The sequence below is a fragment of the Streptomyces sp. NPDC044064 genome (genome assembly GCF_056434245.1).
Genome location: NZ_JBWKFN010000022.1, coordinates 143,330 through 157,442 on the forward strand (window position 1 = coordinate 143,330; position 14,113 = coordinate 157,442).

Consider the following 14,113-nt stretch of genomic DNA (forward strand, 5'->3'; position numbering starts at 1 on the left):
ATGCTCCATAATGCACGTTATGGAGCAATCGATACAGAAGAAGGTGCCGCGTCCTGACGGCAGTTGGGTGAGCGTCGACATCTACGGCGATGCGGCGGAGCCGGGGCTGCTCATGATGCCCGGCGTGATGAGCGATGCGCACAGTTGGCGGCACGTTGCTCGCTCTCTTGAGGCGTGGCCGTCGGTGTCTATTGTCAATCGCCGGGGGCGAGCACCCTCAGGACCGCTCGGAGGCCAGTATTCGTTGCGAACTGAGGTCGACGACCTATGCGCAGTGATCGAGGCCGTCGGTGAGCCGAAGGCCGTCTTCGGTTGGAGCTACGGGGGCCTGGTCGCCCTGCTTCTTGCGTGCGAACGTCCGATGAGCCATGTGATCGCTTACGAGCCGGTCGACCCCAGCTTCGGCAACGCCGCGCTGCCTTCGCTCCGCGCCGCAGATGCTGCACAGGATTGGGATCGAGCGGTCGAGATCGTGAACGAACAAGTGTCAGGCTTTTCCGCGGAGTACGTCGATGCGCTGCGCGCTGATCACGGTGCGTGGTCGACGTTGCGCAGACTGAGCGAACCGCTCTACTCGGAACTGCAGGCGCTATCCGATGCCGAACTTGGCGCAGATCTCGGCTCCCACGCGGCCGTCATCGACCTGATCGTCGGCGAGCGGAACGTCGGCGCGGAGCCGTACGGAACCTCGTTCCAGCGGGTCGTGAGCAGACTCCGCGGTTGCACGGTCCATCCACTGGCCGGCCAAGGACACCTCGCCCACCTCGAAGACCCCGCCGCCCTGAGTAGGCTCCTCGACAAGCTCGAAGACTGATGGGAGTGCGACGGGTACATGCAAACGCTCCGCTCACCGTGGAGGGCCGACATCGCCTGATCGAACGCTGCAAGACCCGACCGATCGCGCATGTTGCCGCGGAGATGGGAATCTCGCGGGCTTGCGCGTCGAAGTGGGTGAATCGGTGGCGCAAACACGTAGATGTCGGACTGCTGGACCGGTCGTCGACCCCGCGCCATCAGCCTACGGCCACTAGTGCAGACACGGTGGCCAAGATCGAGGCGATGCGACGCGAGCACAAGTGGTCAGCGGCTCGGATCGCGTTTGAACTCAACGAGACTGGCGTTAGCACCAGCCGTCGCACCACGAGCCGAATCCTTGCCCAGCTCGGGTTGAACCGTCGTCGATGCATCGACCCTGACGGAGACTCCAACCGAACGCCCCGTGTGATCGTCGCGAAACGGCCTGGGCACATGGTGCACGTCGACGTGAAGAAGGTCGGGCGGATACCTGACGGTGGCGGGTGGCGTGCCCACGGACGAGATTCAGAACAGGCGCTGGCCGCAGCGCGGGCAAAATCCAAAGGGAGTCGGCGCGGGTATGTGTACCTGCACTCCGCCATCGACGGGCACACCCGGATGGCCTACACCGAGCCCCTGCCGGACGAGAAGGCAACAACTGCAGTCGCGTTCGTGCACCGAGCCCGGGCCTGGTTCGCCGCACACGGGATCACCCATATCGAACGCATCGTGACCGACAACGGAGCCTGCTACCGCGCCGACGCCTTCACGCGCGCCTTGCTCGGGGCCAGGCACAAGCGGACCAAGCCCTACGCGCCCAAACACAACGGCAAAGTGGAGAGGTACAACCGGATCCTGGCCGAAGAACTTCTGTACGCCCGTACCTGGACTTCCGAGAGGCAACGGTCAGATGCCGTGGCCGTGTGGAACGTGCACTACAACTACCACCGACCCCGCAGCACCGCCGGCGGCCAGCCGCCTGCTTCCCGTGCTCCGGTTGGCGTCACCAACGTTATGGCCTCATACACCTAGTTAATGATTTCGGTGCGGTCATCCAGACGGATTGCGGCGAGCCGGTCTCGCCACATCTGGAGAGCTTCGGGTGTCTGTCGCGTCCAGTCGGTGACCTCGCCAACGATCCGGAGTGGTTCCCTGCTGCGATAGGAGCGGGTGGGATTGCCAGGGAACTTCCTGTCGGTGACGTTGGGGTCGTTCTCGAACTCCCCGGTCGGTTCGACGACATACACTCGCGGGGTCTCGTCGCCAGCGGCGAGTTCGGCGGCGAGTCCCGCACCGTCGCGCAACGCGGTGAAGTAGATGTGGTTCATCACGATTTCGGGCCGGTAGTTGGAACGGAAACCGGCGGTGAGGTGATCTCCGACCTGCAAATCGGCCTTTGTGCCGTGAAAGAACGGCCCCTCGTCCAACACCTCGTCCATCGCCACAGGTTATCAAACCGAGCTGTCGTGACGGTGAGCCATCCAGGACGGCTCGTTCGCCGGGATCACACCAGCCACAGCAAGATCATCGAACCCTGACGCTTCCGAGATGGCTCTGTTACCGCCCGGACTCCGATCGTTCCTGCATCCCCTCCAGGCCAGCTCCGCGGGACGGCGTGACGCGTGACAGTACGGTTTGCCGGGCGGGCCAGGGTCATCAGCTCCCCAGAGGTCGAGGCGGGGACCATCCCCGCGGACGCGGAGAGCACCGACCGCCGCATCCCTCGATGGACGTGTCATTGGGAATATCCCCGCGCCCGTCCCGGCAAGACGTCAAACATCACCCCAGAGTGCCGAGCCTGGATCAAGAAGGAGCTGCTCGACAACTCGGACAGCGTCGACGCCACGGCTGGCGGGGACGCCTGCGGCTACCTGTGCAAGGACGCACTCGTGAAGGCCGTCGACGACGTCACCAACGATCTGACGCGGCAGGGCGCCACGTCCTCGTCATGAGCGCTGATTGCGCGCAACCGGGCGACGGGGCTCGGCAGAGAACTCACGCGTGGCCCCGTCTGTCCGCCGACTCGGTTGCCCTGGCGATAAAGCACGGTGGTCACCGGACAGGGGGCCTCAGCCTCTTGTGGAGGCCCGAACACCGGTCGCTGCGGGACTTCCTGGACGGGCCTGTCAGCGGCAGCCGAGCGGGGCGTCCTTCCTGGTGCTACGGCGCTTCCGGCATCGGCCGTGCCAGGCAGCTCACCGCGCTCGCCCGCCGCAACGGGCGAGCCCGCCGGCTCGCCGAACACGTCGTGCTCGGCTCCATCACCGATCACCGGCGCCTCTCGGCTTCCTGGGCCTCGCCAGAGGTCGAGGACGACTTCGGCATGACCGACAAGCACTGAGCTGAGAAGACCGCGAGTAGGCGAGCAGTGCCGCAGCAACTCGCTCATGACATCGGCGGGATCTGAAGCCCGAGCTCGGCAAACCGGCAGGTGGGCGGGCTTGAAGTCGGCGGACGTCACGGCGGCCGGGTGGTTGACGTACAGGGCGTGGGACAGGCCGTTGAGTACGCCGCTCAGCCCGTACCCGGCCTCAGCGGCGGCGACGTCCTGCTGCTGTTGCGGCAGATGAGCAGACCGGGCTGTGCAGGGGGGTGCGGCGGCGGTAATAATCCGCCGCCACCTCCCCCCACCTCCACCTCCCGGCAGCTCGTGCGCACCTGGCCCACCCAGGCCGGGCGGCCCTGCCCGATTGAGAAGCCGAAGCTCAGGGTCGGCGCGACGTCGGCGGGGCGGTGAGGGTGCCTCGCCGTTCTCGTCAGGTTCTTCCAGCACGTCGGGGGCGTGAGGCGCGGCTGGGTCGCCTGGAAGGTGATGCCGTGCCAGAGACCAGTACCGGGGATCACTGCCCGACATCGGCAGCGTCGCCCCACGCCTTCCTCCACCAATAGGCCAGGTTGCGCTGGGTGGTGAGGGTGTCGGGATGGTCTGGTTCCAGCACCCGCAATTGACCGTCGAGGAGTTTGGCGTAGGTGTCCGTGGCACCGGCCGCATTCCCGGCCTTCCCGAGCCAATGGGCGAGGCTGTCCAGGGTGGCGAAGGTGTCGGGGTGGCCCCGGCCCAGCATCCGCGACTGGCCTTCAAGGAGTTCGGCGTAGGCGCTGGCGGCCTTGGCCGCATCCCCGGCCTTCCCCAGCCAATGGGCGAGACTGTCCAGGGTGGCAAAGGTGTCGGGGTGGCCCCGGCCCAGCATCCGCGACTGGCGGTCAAAGAGTTCGGCGTAGGCGCCGGCGGCCCCAGCCGCATCCCCCGCCTCCCCGCGCCAATGGGCGAGGCAGTGCCAGGTGTCAAGGGTGCTGTAGTGGTTCCGGCCCAGCATCCGCACCTTGTCGTGCAGGAGTTCGGCGAAGGCGTCGGCGGCCCAAGCCGCATCCCCCGCCTCCCCCCGCCACCAGGCCAGCCATTGCCGCGCGATGAAGGTGTCGGGGTCGTCCGGGCCCAGCACTCGCAGCTGGTGCTCGAGGAGTCCACCGAAGGCGTCGGCGGCGCCGGCCGCGTCCCCCGCCTTCCCCCGCTGGCGGCCGAGGCTGTACCGGGTGGCGAAGATGGACCAATTGTCCTGGCCCGGCATTCGCAGCTGGTGCTGGAGGATTTTGGCGTAGGTGTCGGCGGCTCCGGCCGCGTCCCCCGCCCTGGCCTGCCACCAGGCGAGGCCTTGCCGGGCGGTGAGGGTAGAGGGGTGGTCTGCGCCGAGGTGGCGGGTGGTGGCTTCGGTGAGCCGCTCGAAGTAGTCGCGGGCGGCAGTTGTCTGGAAGGCCTCGCCGAGGCTATGGCCTGCCTGATAGAGCACGGGGTGGGCGTCGGGCTGGTACAGCGCGTCCTCGGCGGTGGTGCTGAGGGCGGCGGTGTTGGCGCGCAAAACTGTGGCGAGAGCGGTGTAACGCTCGGGCTCGGGCCAGACGCAGAGGAGGGCGTCGGCGGCAGTGTGGGCCAACTGGTGGTGCTGGGCGGGGGTGAGGGTCTCGCGGACGGCGCGCTGGACGAGCTGGTGGACGCGGACCGCTTGATGGGGACTGTCGACGGTGTGGTCGATGAGGCTGAGCCTGCGCAGCGCCCCCAAGGCCAGTTCGACCTGTTCCGCCGTGACCGGACCGGCGCCGGGGCTGGAGGCGGCTAGGTGGCCGGTCAGATGGGTGAGGGCGGGTTGGCTGGTCAGGACGGTGGCGGGGATGCCGTTGGGGCTCAGGAAGGAGGCGAGCTGGAGTACGGGGCGAGCCAGGCCGGCCGGGCGCAGGATGTCGGCGCGTTCCAGGGACAGGGTCCAGGCGGCGGCTACCGTGTGGGTTTGGTCGTCGGGCAGGGTGTCGGGGGCGGCGTCGGCCAGGGCGCGGGTGCGGTCGCGGAGCAGGTCCCGGTAGGTGCGACAGCCGCTGCCGGTGTCGATGAGGTAGGCGACGGCCTGCGACAAGGCCAGCGGCAAATACCCTAGATCCTCCGCGAGGGCGGCGAGTTCCTGCTCGGGCTCGTGGCGGCCGTACCGGGCTAGGGCGCTGGTGAGGTAGGCGAGGGCCTGAGCGGGGGTGAACAGGCCGATCTCGATCAGACGCCGGCCGCCTCCGGTGAGGGCCGCGTCCTTGCGACGGGTGGTGGCGACGGTGCGGCCCTGCGGGCTGGCGGGCGGCCACAGGCCGCGCAGGTCGGCGGGATCGGCGATGTCGTCCAGCACAACCAGCCACCGGCACGGCCGCTGCTGTGGTTTGGGTTCCAGCCACGCCAGGAATCTCTGTGCCGCCTTTGCCGGGCCGCCCTTTTCCGGGCCGTTCGGGTCCGCTCCGAGCAGTTCCACGCCGGCCTGCCCGTACCCGGTCACGGCGGCGGTGCGGCTGCTCGCAGTGATCCACACCAGCACGTCCAGCTCGCCCTGCTGCCACGCGGTGCGGGCGTAGTGGGCGGCAAGCTGGGTCTTGCCGACCCCGCCCATCCCCACCAGCACCCCGCCCACCTGCGCCTGGTCAGCGGATTCGACGACCGCTGTCCCGCCCGCGGCCAGGACCTGGGCCAGCCGGTCGGTCTCGGCTCGGTCCTGGAACCACTGCGCCCGGGGCGGCATCACCCCGACCTGATGCGGCCACGGGGCGGGCGTGCGCGGCGCGGCATGATGGTGTTGGTGGAGTTGGCCGATCCTCTCGGCGGCGACGCCGCCGGCCGTCGCGATGATGATTCTGCCCGAGCGGTCGTGCGGGGCGCCGGGCGGGCTGGTGGATTTGGTGCCGGGTACGGTCAGCCCTGATCCGGGCCCGGCCGCCGAGGGTCTGGAGCAGACCCGATCGTTACGTCGCCCATCCTCAGCGCGGCGGCCGAGCCTCCCTCCGCCTTGATGTCCACGCTGCCGGCGATGGCCTGGCCGTCGCCACCCGCCGACACACCACCGGACGTGGCCGCCGTCCCGGTGGCCTGCAGCTGCGCCACCAGGGTCAGCAGGGCCTGAGTGAACTCCGGGTCGTGCTCGGCAGCGTCCTCCAGGGAGTCAGTCAGCCGACGCCGGGTCCGCTCCGAGGGCTCACCCTGCCCAGATCCGGCCTCCTCTGCGGCCCGCTCCAGCGCGGGATCGCTCCCCAACTTGCGGCTCACCAGGTCGTGAAGCCGTTCCATGCCCGCGTCCAGCCCTCGGTCCACCTCCGCGTCCGCCCCCCGCATCACCCGCCCGGCCTTACGCACCAGCCACGCGAAGACATACCCAACCGCGACCTCGATGCCCGTCATCCGCCCCCCTCACCGAGCTGTGACCGTGCATCAGACACTAACCCTCCGCCGGGCCCGCGTGGTCGAAACCGACCCGCACCGGCCTGCCTGTCAAGAAGACCACTGGCACGCAGCGGAAGCCTGCCGGGGCGGCACGAGAACATTCCAACCGCGACGCTTCGTACACGGGTGCGAAGAGTTCCGACAGAGACACTTCAACGGGGTCACGTGCCTTACGTGCCAGAACAGGAACCACCGAGTGTGACCTGCATGTCCATTGCCATAGCCCCAGAAAGCTGCAGCGGCAAGAAGCCTGGTGATCCGGCGGAGCAGCTCGGCGACCGTGCGCAGCCGCTTGTCGTAGCCGGGCTGCTGGGGCAGGTAAGGGACGAGATGCCGCAGGTGGCGGCGAGCATGGCGGAGCCACTTGGCCTCGGCGGTGAAGCCGAGCACGGCCTGCGTCATCGTGAGCGTGATCAGCTCGGCGTCGGTGAGCTGATCTTGAGTACCGCGGATGTTCACCAGAGATGACGTCGCCCAGCGGCGATGAGGATCGTTGAAACTGGGTCTGGCCGTAGTTTCGTGAGAGAACTTGGAGCGCCCTGCCCTGGCAACAGGGGTGAGTAGAAAGCCTCGGCCTCCACGTCTCCGCGCGACTACTGTGCTGCTGGTAGATCGTCGTGACCAATGATAAGGAGCTGAGTTGTGCTGACCACTACGCACCCGCCGTAGGTGCCTCTGGAAAGTCCAGAGGCCGTACGGAGGCTCTCGATGTCCCGAACTGTCCGCACGACTCCCAGGCGATTCCGCGTCCAAGAGGGCGCATCGGAGTCCATGTCGCTGTACGACCTGCGCTATGCGACTGCTGAACTGGCCCGAGCTGCCCGCGAAGGCCGTCGCTCCGCCCCGGCGAAGACGCTGCGCCGGCTCACCTCTTGGCAGTGGATGGTGCTCTACTGCAGGAAGGGCTCGTTTTCCGCCGAGATCGCGACGGCTGAGGGCCGCGCCCGGCTTCGGAGTCGACTCGAAGCCCAGCGGATCCGCGAACTGCACCGCGCCGGCCACGAACTTGACGACGCGGACATACCGCCGGTCCGCCACCGTCATGGAGTGCTCTGGAATGCCTGGTAGAGGCGAAGCGCCCAGGACTGACCGGCACTCGCGAGCGTAGGAGATGCGCACTGGTGGCGGCCCTCCGGCCTTGGCGGGCGCTTCCGTCCGCGCCCGGGTGGTGGCGAGTCGGTAGGAGTCGGTGCCGGTCTCGATGATGGTGCCGTTGAAGGTCAGGCGGTCGACGATGACCGCGCAGAGGCGGGGGTCGGTGAAGGTCTTGGTCCAGCCGCCGAAGGACTCGTTGGAGGCGATGGCGGCACTTTCTTCTCCTCGCGCTCGGTCAACACCTGGAAGAGGAGCTCGGCGCCGTGGCGGTCGAGTTCCAAGTATCCGAGCTCGTCGATGCAGAGCAGGTCGACTCGGCCGTAGCGGGCGATGGTCTTGTTCAGCTGCTTCCCGTCGGCGGCCTCCACCAACTCGTTCACCAGGTTGGTGGCGAGCGTGTAGCGGACCCGGTAGCCCTGCATCGCGGCCTCGTTGCCCAGGGCGATGAGCATGTGGAACTTGCCGGTGCCGGAGTCGCCCGTGTGACCGGCACTGCTCCCGGCGCCCCGGGCAGCGGCACCGGGCCTGTGGGTCTCAGGTGGCGGTGGGCCAGGTCCGCAGCAGGGCGGCGATCTTCCCGGCGGTGCAGGCGGGGTCAAGGAGCAAGTCCTTGAGGGCGACGGCATCCTCGCGTGCGGGCTTGACGGGAATCCCGACGGCTTCGAGGTACATGACGCCGGTAGCGGCGGCGACCGCCATGTTGGAGCGCTCTAGCCAACGGCACCGGCCCAACGTGTGCACCAGGGCGGCGGCCTTGGCGTAGGGGCCGTCGTAGACGGGCTGCTCGAACAGCTCGGCCCGGTGGCGGGCGACCGCTGACAGCGGGACGCCGTAGTCGTCAGGGGTCGGATCGTTGGCCCCGGCCGCCTCAGCGACCTGCAGGATCCAGGGAACGTCGATGTGCAGATCCATCAGGCGGCGCGCGTTCCCCGGGCCGTCTGCTGGGCTTCCTCAGCGTCGTCGAAGACATCTTGGTGGTCGGCCAGGAAACGGGCGGCCGCGTCCACCGCACGGGTACGCAGGCCGCTGGCGTCATCCTGCACGAGCCTGGCGAGGTAGTCGCCGATACTCAACCCGAGGTCGGCGGCACGCTTCTTCGCGAGTTCCGCAACGTCCGCGTCCACGCGCGCACCCAGCTGTGTCTTCGCCATACCGGCATGGTAACAGCTGTTACCACGGCGCGTGGGTGAGATCAGCAGAAGCGGCGCTCCATTGACAGGACCTGTGTCTTTGTTCAGGCCGGACAGTTGCATGGAGCATCGCCTCAGGGCTGCACCAAGAGCGTCACAGCCGCTGTGCCCCCGCCCCGCGGCACCGGGCCGCGGGACGGGGTACAGCACGGACCAGGCCCCGGAACAGCTCCCGGACCTGCGACCGCACAACTTCAGGCGGGCGTGATGTTCTCTGCCTGCGGGCCCTTCTGGCCCTGGCCGACGTCGAAGGTCACCTTCTGGCCCTCCTGAAGCTCACGGAAGCCGCTTGCGTTGATGTTGGAGTAGTGCGCAAAGACGTCCGGCCCGCCGCCGTCCTGGGAGATGAAGCCGAAACCCTTTTCGGCGTTGAACCACTTGACGGTTCCGCTGGCCATGCTGAGCCTTCCAATCGATATCGGACCCGCACCGCGCGGACCCGGGAGTGCGTGATGTCCTGGTCCCACACTGCACAGCAAAGAACCCGCGCCGGAGCGCGGGCGGGGAACTGCGAACCACGACATCTGGCAGGGACGTTACACGGCGACACCGGCTCTCACCAGAGAGCAATAACGATCACCTATCACCGCTGTCAGGCGCTCGCAGACGCCTCGCCAGGAAATAGGTGGTCCCTGCGAGGTGGCTCCGGTGGGCCTCCTCCCGGCCCACAGGCCCCACGTGGCAGAGGTTCGAGCACCCATTTCCCTGCGTGCCCGGGCCGGTGAGGTGCCACAGGGCCGGATCACGCAGCCGCAGGCAAGGAAGCCTGCGTGGTGTGCAGCTGCCCGAACTCCTCCTTGGTGTTCGCAGCGGCCAGCCACAGACCGGGCACGCAGCCACGGGGTGGCCACGAACAAGAGGGCCGAGATGGCGTGCGTGTGCAGGTGTTCCAGCACCGGAGAGGGGTTGGCCAGGTGCACACCCGGTAGTGGGTGCCCGCCGGGACCACTGTGGCGCCGAATGAAGGCGTCGGTCAGCATCTGTTCCAGCCAGCGGCCGTCATCGTTGATCTGTTGCTGACTGACGGCTGGCTTTGTCCGCGAGTCCGGACAGCACTTCAGCACCGGTTCGGGAGGCGCTTGGCCATCGCGGTCGGCTCGCGATGTTCACGAGTTCCGACAGCACTGGGCCTTCCGCCCGGGCCGAGTGTGGCCGTCGCTTCCCGCAGCTATCGAGGAAGGGGCTGAAACTGACGACCTCGCGTAATCGAGAGTCGCGTATTCCTCAGCGGTAAAGGAGCTCGGTTACCGTGCGTGGCCGCAGGGTGCTTGGTGGCGCGAGGTGCCGCCCCAGATGATCTAGAGTTCCCGCGGCGGGCAGTTGACACTCCGCGCAGACACTCGACTCAGGGGTGGGGATTGATCACTTCAATATCGGCTGCTACTCCGCAGCGGCACAGTCCCTCGGCTGCGCGGCGCGCCGCCGCGGCGGTGGCCGGGGGCATGGCGCTGGTGGGCGTGGGGCTCACGGCGCCGTCCGCGTACGCGGACGACAGTGACATCTCGTTCTCGAACGTCGTGTTCAACAACGGCAAGCCCATCGTCGTCGGCATCAGCGCCGAGGTCGAGGCCCCGTTGACGTACACGGTGAAGAGCAACGTGACGCTCGACAGCTGGTGGGTTGAGGCGTACCGGGGCACCTACGGGACCAATGAGTACAAGCTCGCGGTGTTCACGACCCGGTGGAGCTGCAGCCAATCCTCCGCGGGCGGCTACACCTTCCACGGCTGCGACGAGACGATCACCGTGGATCCCGACAACATGCCGGGCGGCAATGGCAACAAGCTGGTCAACAGTGACGCCGCCAACTGGAAAACTGTCGGCACGGCCATCAAGAAGGGCGGCGGTTACGACACCGACCTGCTCTCCGCGACGGTCCGCCTCCAGCGTGCCTCGCGCATCCAGAACATGAACGCCTCCCCCGAGCCCGTCGCCAAGGGCAGTCCGATCACCGTCACGGGCACGGTGCAGCGCGCCAACTGGAGTCTGCACCGCTACGACAACTACGGTGGCCGACTGGTGAAACTGCAGTTCAAGCCCGCCGGTTCCAGCACGTACACCACGGTCAAGGAGGTCACCGCCAGCAGTACCGGCTACCTGAAGACCACGGTGACCGCCTCCCAGGACGGCACATGGCGCTGGCGCTACAGCGGCAACACCACGACCGGCGACAGCAACTCCTCTGGTGACTACGTAGACGTGAACTAAGTCTCCTGGGCGCCCTCGACCTGCGTCTCGGTCGCCGAGCCTGACCGCGCAGGGAAGGCCCCGCTCCGTCGGGGCCTTCCGCACACCGGAACACGATGCCCACCCCTGCCCGAGTGGCGTGCCGACCACCGGGTGCTGCCCGACTCGTGAACATCGAGCGGGGCTGGGATCGAGTGCCGCCCGAAGTGCTGAACAACCGCTATCGGCACTCGTGAACAGAACCAGACGGCTCTTCTCAGCGACGATTGAGGGCTCAGGTCAGGCAAGTGCACCGAACGCTGGGCAGTGGCAGCCCTGCGGCTCCAACAGGAGAGGACGCTCAAGCGGGACGTCGCTCCACCGACGGGGTATGCATTGGCTCCAGCGATAGCCGCGAGACGAAACCTGTGAATGGTGAGGGCTCCATGCCGCAGTGGCACTTTCCGGACGGTGATGGCGTTCCAGCGTGTCAGCTTGTAGAGGGGACCTTGGCTCCCATCGTCCTTCTCGACGCGCAGCTGCGTCATCTGTACGTCAATCCGGCATGGGTCAAGGTCAGTGGCCGGCCCGCCTCGGCGTTCCTGGGACGAACGCTCGGGGAAGTGCTGCCGGATCTCCAGAGGCCGGACGACGTTCTGTGCGAGGTGCTCGCGGATGGGCAACCTCGGGAGGCGACCATCTCAGGAACGACAGGGGTCTCCTCGCCTCTGGGGCAACGGCTCTGGCGAGCGGTCTATCACCGCGTGGATCTGCCAGGACGAGGTCCGTGTCTGTGCGGGATCAGCGTGGAGATCAGTAATCTGCGCCGCTATCTGGACGATCTGGAGACCGCGCATCAGCGGCTGGCCCTGCTGGATGCCGCGGCCACGCGCGTCGGCACCACGCTCGACATCGAAACTACGTGCCAGGAGCTGGTCGACCTCCTGGCTCCCTCATTGACCGACGTGGCCGCGGTGGCAATCGTCGAAGAGGACTTCACCGGCGCTCCCCCGCCTCCTCCCGGGTTCCTGCGGCTGCGCAAGACGAGGGGGGTGGCGCCCCCTGGGATGGAATGGTTGCTGCGCCAGCTGGGCGGACCAGGACCATATGTTGACGTTCCCCGCGGCGTCGCCACACGGCGTTGCCTGGACACCGGGCGACCGTGGCTGGGCAACCTGGCCTCGGACGAGCTGTTCCAGAAGGTGACCGTAGACCCCGAACGAACCAAGCTCTTCCGAGCGGCCGGCGTCCACTCACTTCTCATGGCTCCCCTGATCACGGCCGGCCGCCCCGTCGGCGTCATCTTTTTGGGAAGGGCCGGCGCATCGCGCCTCTTCAACGACGACGACCTCGTGACGCTCCAGGCGCTGGCCGACCGGGCCGCACTCTCCATCGACAGCGCGCGCCGCTACAGCTACGAACACACCATGGCTCTGGAACTCCAGCGGGCCCTGCTGTCCGAACCCAGGACCCCCCACCCTGCTGTGGAAGTGGCTGCCCGCTACATCCCCTCCGGCCACAGTGTCCTCGTCGGTGGGGACTGGTACGACTCGATTCCCCTGCCGGACTCTCGCACCTTGCTGGTCATGGGCGACGTGATGGGCCACGGCTTCCAGGCCGCTGTCGCCATGAGCCAGTACCGCTCACTGCTCCGCACCATTGCCGCTTCCGGCAGGGCCGTCGACAAGGTCCTCAGCGAGTTCGACCGTCAGGTCGCGGAACTGGGCCTTGACCGCCTGGCCACCTGCCTTCTCGCGGTCATGGATCCGCGGGCGGGCACCTGCACAGCGGCCAGCGCAGGGCATCTGCCGCCGGCCGTCCTGCGACCGAGCGGCGGCGTCGAGGTCCTCTGGCTCCCGGTCGGGCCGCCCATCGGCACCGGAGTCGGTGGCTACCAATCGCTCACCGTACGCATGGACCACGGCGCCACGCTGCTCCTCTACACCGACGGACTGGTGGAAAGACGCGGCACAGACATCGACGTCTCGGTACAGGCGCTCGAGGCGCTGAGCCTGCCGGCGGACGGCCCTCTGGACGCCATGCTCGACACGTTCCTGGCCCGCCTGGCCAACGGTGCGTACGAGGATGACGTCGCCATCCTCGCCGCCCGCCGGCGCGCCGAGAATGAGTGACCCGCGCCATGCAAGGACTCTGTCACCAACCGCAAACGGCGGTGATCTTGTAGCGGTGTCACCCGTGTGGGTGAGCCCGGGGTCGTACAGCGGCGCGGGGCCCCTGGGGCGCGCCAGGTGTCCCGTCGCGCTGAACATGGAGCCGGGGCGTAGCCGCATCGGTTCAACTCAAACGATCACGGGATTCGCGCCGTTCTTGATCAGCGCTGAGGCGTAGAAATGCCGCAGATCGTGAAGCGTCGCGCCCTCGGGGGCACGAACCTTGTTGCCTGACTTCTTCAGGTTGGTGTTCGCCCGCTTGACGTTCCGGGCCCACACTTTCGCCCAGCTATTACGCCGGATCGCTCCGCCGGTCTGGCAGGCGGGCATGGCGCCACACAGGCGTCCGCGGGTTCGTCCGGTCCTCGATGTAGACGACCTGCGGCGGGAACTCCTCTCGGTGCCGTGCGATCGCGTCTATGACCGGGCGCCCTTGAGGAACAGACCGATAGCTCTGCCTGGTCTTCGCCTCCCCGAGGCACGGCACCCCCTTGTCGGGACCGATCATCTGATGTTTGACCGTCACGGTCTCGGCAGGGTCTCCGTCCTCCAGACGGCTCAATCGTCACTGCAGGCTCAAGGCTCGCTCAAATCAGGCGTATCCCACGGGCAACAGGCGCATACTCCCTGACAAGGCACAAGCGCTCATGGGGAGAACGCGCATGAAGACCTTGCTCACTTTCATCCGGGACATCGTCTCCGGCCGTCGGCTTCTTGCGAAGTACGGCGGCCCCGAGGCCCACCGCCGCCACGACCGGGATGCCGGCCTCGACCGCCACTACATCCCGGCGCAGCAGTTCCCCACGTCAGGGTTCGGCGGGTAATCAGGGCAGTGGTCGCGGGGGGGGGGGGGGGGGGGGGGGGGGGGGGGGGGGGGGGGGGGGGGGGGGGGGGGGGGGGGGGGGGGGGGGGTGGAGTGGGGGGGGGGGGCTCTGGCGATGGTGTGTTGTTTCT

At 67.8% G+C, this 14,113-nt stretch carries 15 protein-coding genes and 2 pseudogenes; 8 read left to right on the plus strand and 9 right to left on the minus strand.

Annotated elements, in window-relative coordinates:
- Positions 1-19 precede the first annotated feature (19 nt).
- Positions 20-814 carry an alpha/beta fold hydrolase gene (locus AC07DS_RS31350; protein WP_403967155.1) on the plus strand — a complete coding sequence of 265 codons (795 nt, stop codon included), beginning with the start codon at positions 20-22 and terminating at the stop codon, positions 812-814.
- Positions 814-1,827, plus strand: a complete 1,014-nt coding sequence (locus AC07DS_RS31355) for an IS481 family transposase (RefSeq protein WP_479150704.1) — start codon at positions 814-816, stop codon at positions 1,825-1,827. The genes AC07DS_RS31350 and AC07DS_RS31355 overlap by 1 nt, the downstream gene beginning before the upstream one ends.
- On the opposite strand, the gene arr is transcribed toward AC07DS_RS31355, so the two are convergent.
- On the minus strand, positions 1,824-2,234 hold the full coding sequence (gene arr / locus AC07DS_RS31360) for an NAD(+)--rifampin ADP-ribosyltransferase (RefSeq protein WP_479150706.1): 411 nt from the start codon (positions 2,232-2,234) through the stop codon (positions 1,824-1,826). The genes AC07DS_RS31355 and arr overlap by 4 nt on opposite strands.
- A gap of 183 nt (positions 2,235-2,417) precedes the next feature.
- On the opposite strand from arr, the gene AC07DS_RS31365 reads away from it, so the two are divergent.
- Positions 2,418-2,747, plus strand: a complete 330-nt coding sequence (locus AC07DS_RS31365; protein WP_479150708.1) for a hypothetical protein — start codon at positions 2,418-2,420, stop codon at positions 2,745-2,747.
- A gap of 125 nt (positions 2,748-2,872) precedes the next feature.
- Entirely contained in the window at positions 2,873-3,136 is a 264-nt protein-coding gene (locus AC07DS_RS31370; RefSeq protein ID WP_479150710.1) for a hypothetical protein, read from the plus strand.
- Between the two features lie 499 nt (positions 3,137-3,635).
- Here AC07DS_RS31370 and AC07DS_RS31375 read toward each other — a convergent pair whose 3' ends face one another.
- The 3 genes and pseudogenes from AC07DS_RS31375 to AC07DS_RS31385 form a co-directional block, all read right to left on the minus strand.
- Positions 3,636-5,843, minus strand: coding sequence for a tetratricopeptide repeat protein (locus AC07DS_RS31375; protein WP_479150712.1), 2,208 nt, complete (start codon positions 5,841-5,843; stop codon positions 3,636-3,638).
- Between the two features lie 170 nt (positions 5,844-6,013).
- Entirely contained in the window at positions 6,014-6,496 is a 483-nt protein-coding gene (locus AC07DS_RS31380; protein ID WP_479150714.1) for a hypothetical protein, read from the minus strand.
- Between the two features lie 282 nt (positions 6,497-6,778).
- A pseudogene (locus AC07DS_RS31385) lies at positions 6,779-6,985 on the minus strand (IS982 family transposase); the annotation flags it as partial.
- A 324-nt stretch (positions 6,986-7,309) separates the two neighbouring features.
- Here AC07DS_RS31385 and AC07DS_RS31390 point away from each other — a divergent pair.
- On the plus strand, positions 7,310-7,606 hold the full coding sequence (locus tag AC07DS_RS31390) for a hypothetical protein (RefSeq protein ID WP_479150762.1): 297 nt from the start codon (positions 7,310-7,312) through the stop codon (positions 7,604-7,606).
- 96 nt (positions 7,607-7,702) lie between these two features.
- Here AC07DS_RS31390 and AC07DS_RS31395 read toward each other — a convergent pair.
- The 4 genes and pseudogenes from AC07DS_RS31395 to AC07DS_RS31410 form a co-directional block, all read right to left on the minus strand.
- Positions 7,703-8,112 (minus strand): annotated as a pseudogene (locus AC07DS_RS31395) (ATP-binding protein); the annotation flags it as partial.
- Between the two features lie 55 nt (positions 8,113-8,167).
- The gene (locus tag AC07DS_RS31400; protein WP_479150716.1) at positions 8,168-8,545 is read right to left on the minus strand and encodes a fic family toxin-antitoxin system, toxin component; all 378 of its coding nucleotides are present in this window, start codon (positions 8,543-8,545) and stop codon (positions 8,168-8,170) included.
- Entirely contained in the window at positions 8,545-8,784 is a 240-nt protein-coding gene (locus tag AC07DS_RS31405; protein ID WP_479150718.1) for a hypothetical protein, read from the minus strand. Before AC07DS_RS31405 ends, AC07DS_RS31400 begins: the two co-directional genes overlap by 1 nt.
- Before the next feature lie 233 nt (positions 8,785-9,017).
- Positions 9,018-9,221, minus strand: coding sequence for a cold-shock protein (locus AC07DS_RS31410; RefSeq protein ID WP_381659069.1), 204 nt, complete (start codon positions 9,219-9,221; stop codon positions 9,018-9,020).
- A 960-nt stretch (positions 9,222-10,181) separates the two neighbouring features.
- Between AC07DS_RS31410 and AC07DS_RS31415 the strand changes: the two genes are divergently transcribed.
- Together AC07DS_RS31415 and AC07DS_RS31420 are read left to right on the plus strand one after the other, a co-directional pair.
- On the plus strand, positions 10,182-11,030 hold the full coding sequence (locus AC07DS_RS31415; protein WP_479150721.1) for a hypothetical protein: 849 nt from the start codon (positions 10,182-10,184) through the stop codon (positions 11,028-11,030).
- A 467-nt stretch (positions 11,031-11,497) separates the two neighbouring features.
- Positions 11,498-13,120, plus strand: coding sequence for a PP2C family protein-serine/threonine phosphatase (locus AC07DS_RS31420; RefSeq protein ID WP_479150724.1), 1,623 nt, complete (start codon positions 11,498-11,500; stop codon positions 13,118-13,120).
- Between the two features lie 168 nt (positions 13,121-13,288).
- Here AC07DS_RS31420 and AC07DS_RS31425 read toward each other — a convergent pair whose 3' ends face one another.
- Complete coding sequence (locus AC07DS_RS31425) at positions 13,289-13,489, minus strand: hypothetical protein (protein ID WP_479150728.1); 201 nt, start codon at positions 13,487-13,489, stop codon at positions 13,289-13,291.
- 332 nt (positions 13,490-13,821) lie between these two features.
- Between AC07DS_RS31425 and AC07DS_RS31430 the strand changes: the two genes are divergently transcribed.
- On the plus strand, positions 13,822-13,983 hold the full coding sequence (locus AC07DS_RS31430; RefSeq protein WP_479150732.1) for a hypothetical protein: 162 nt from the start codon (positions 13,822-13,824) through the stop codon (positions 13,981-13,983).
- The last annotated feature ends 130 nt before the right edge of the window (positions 13,984-14,113 follow it).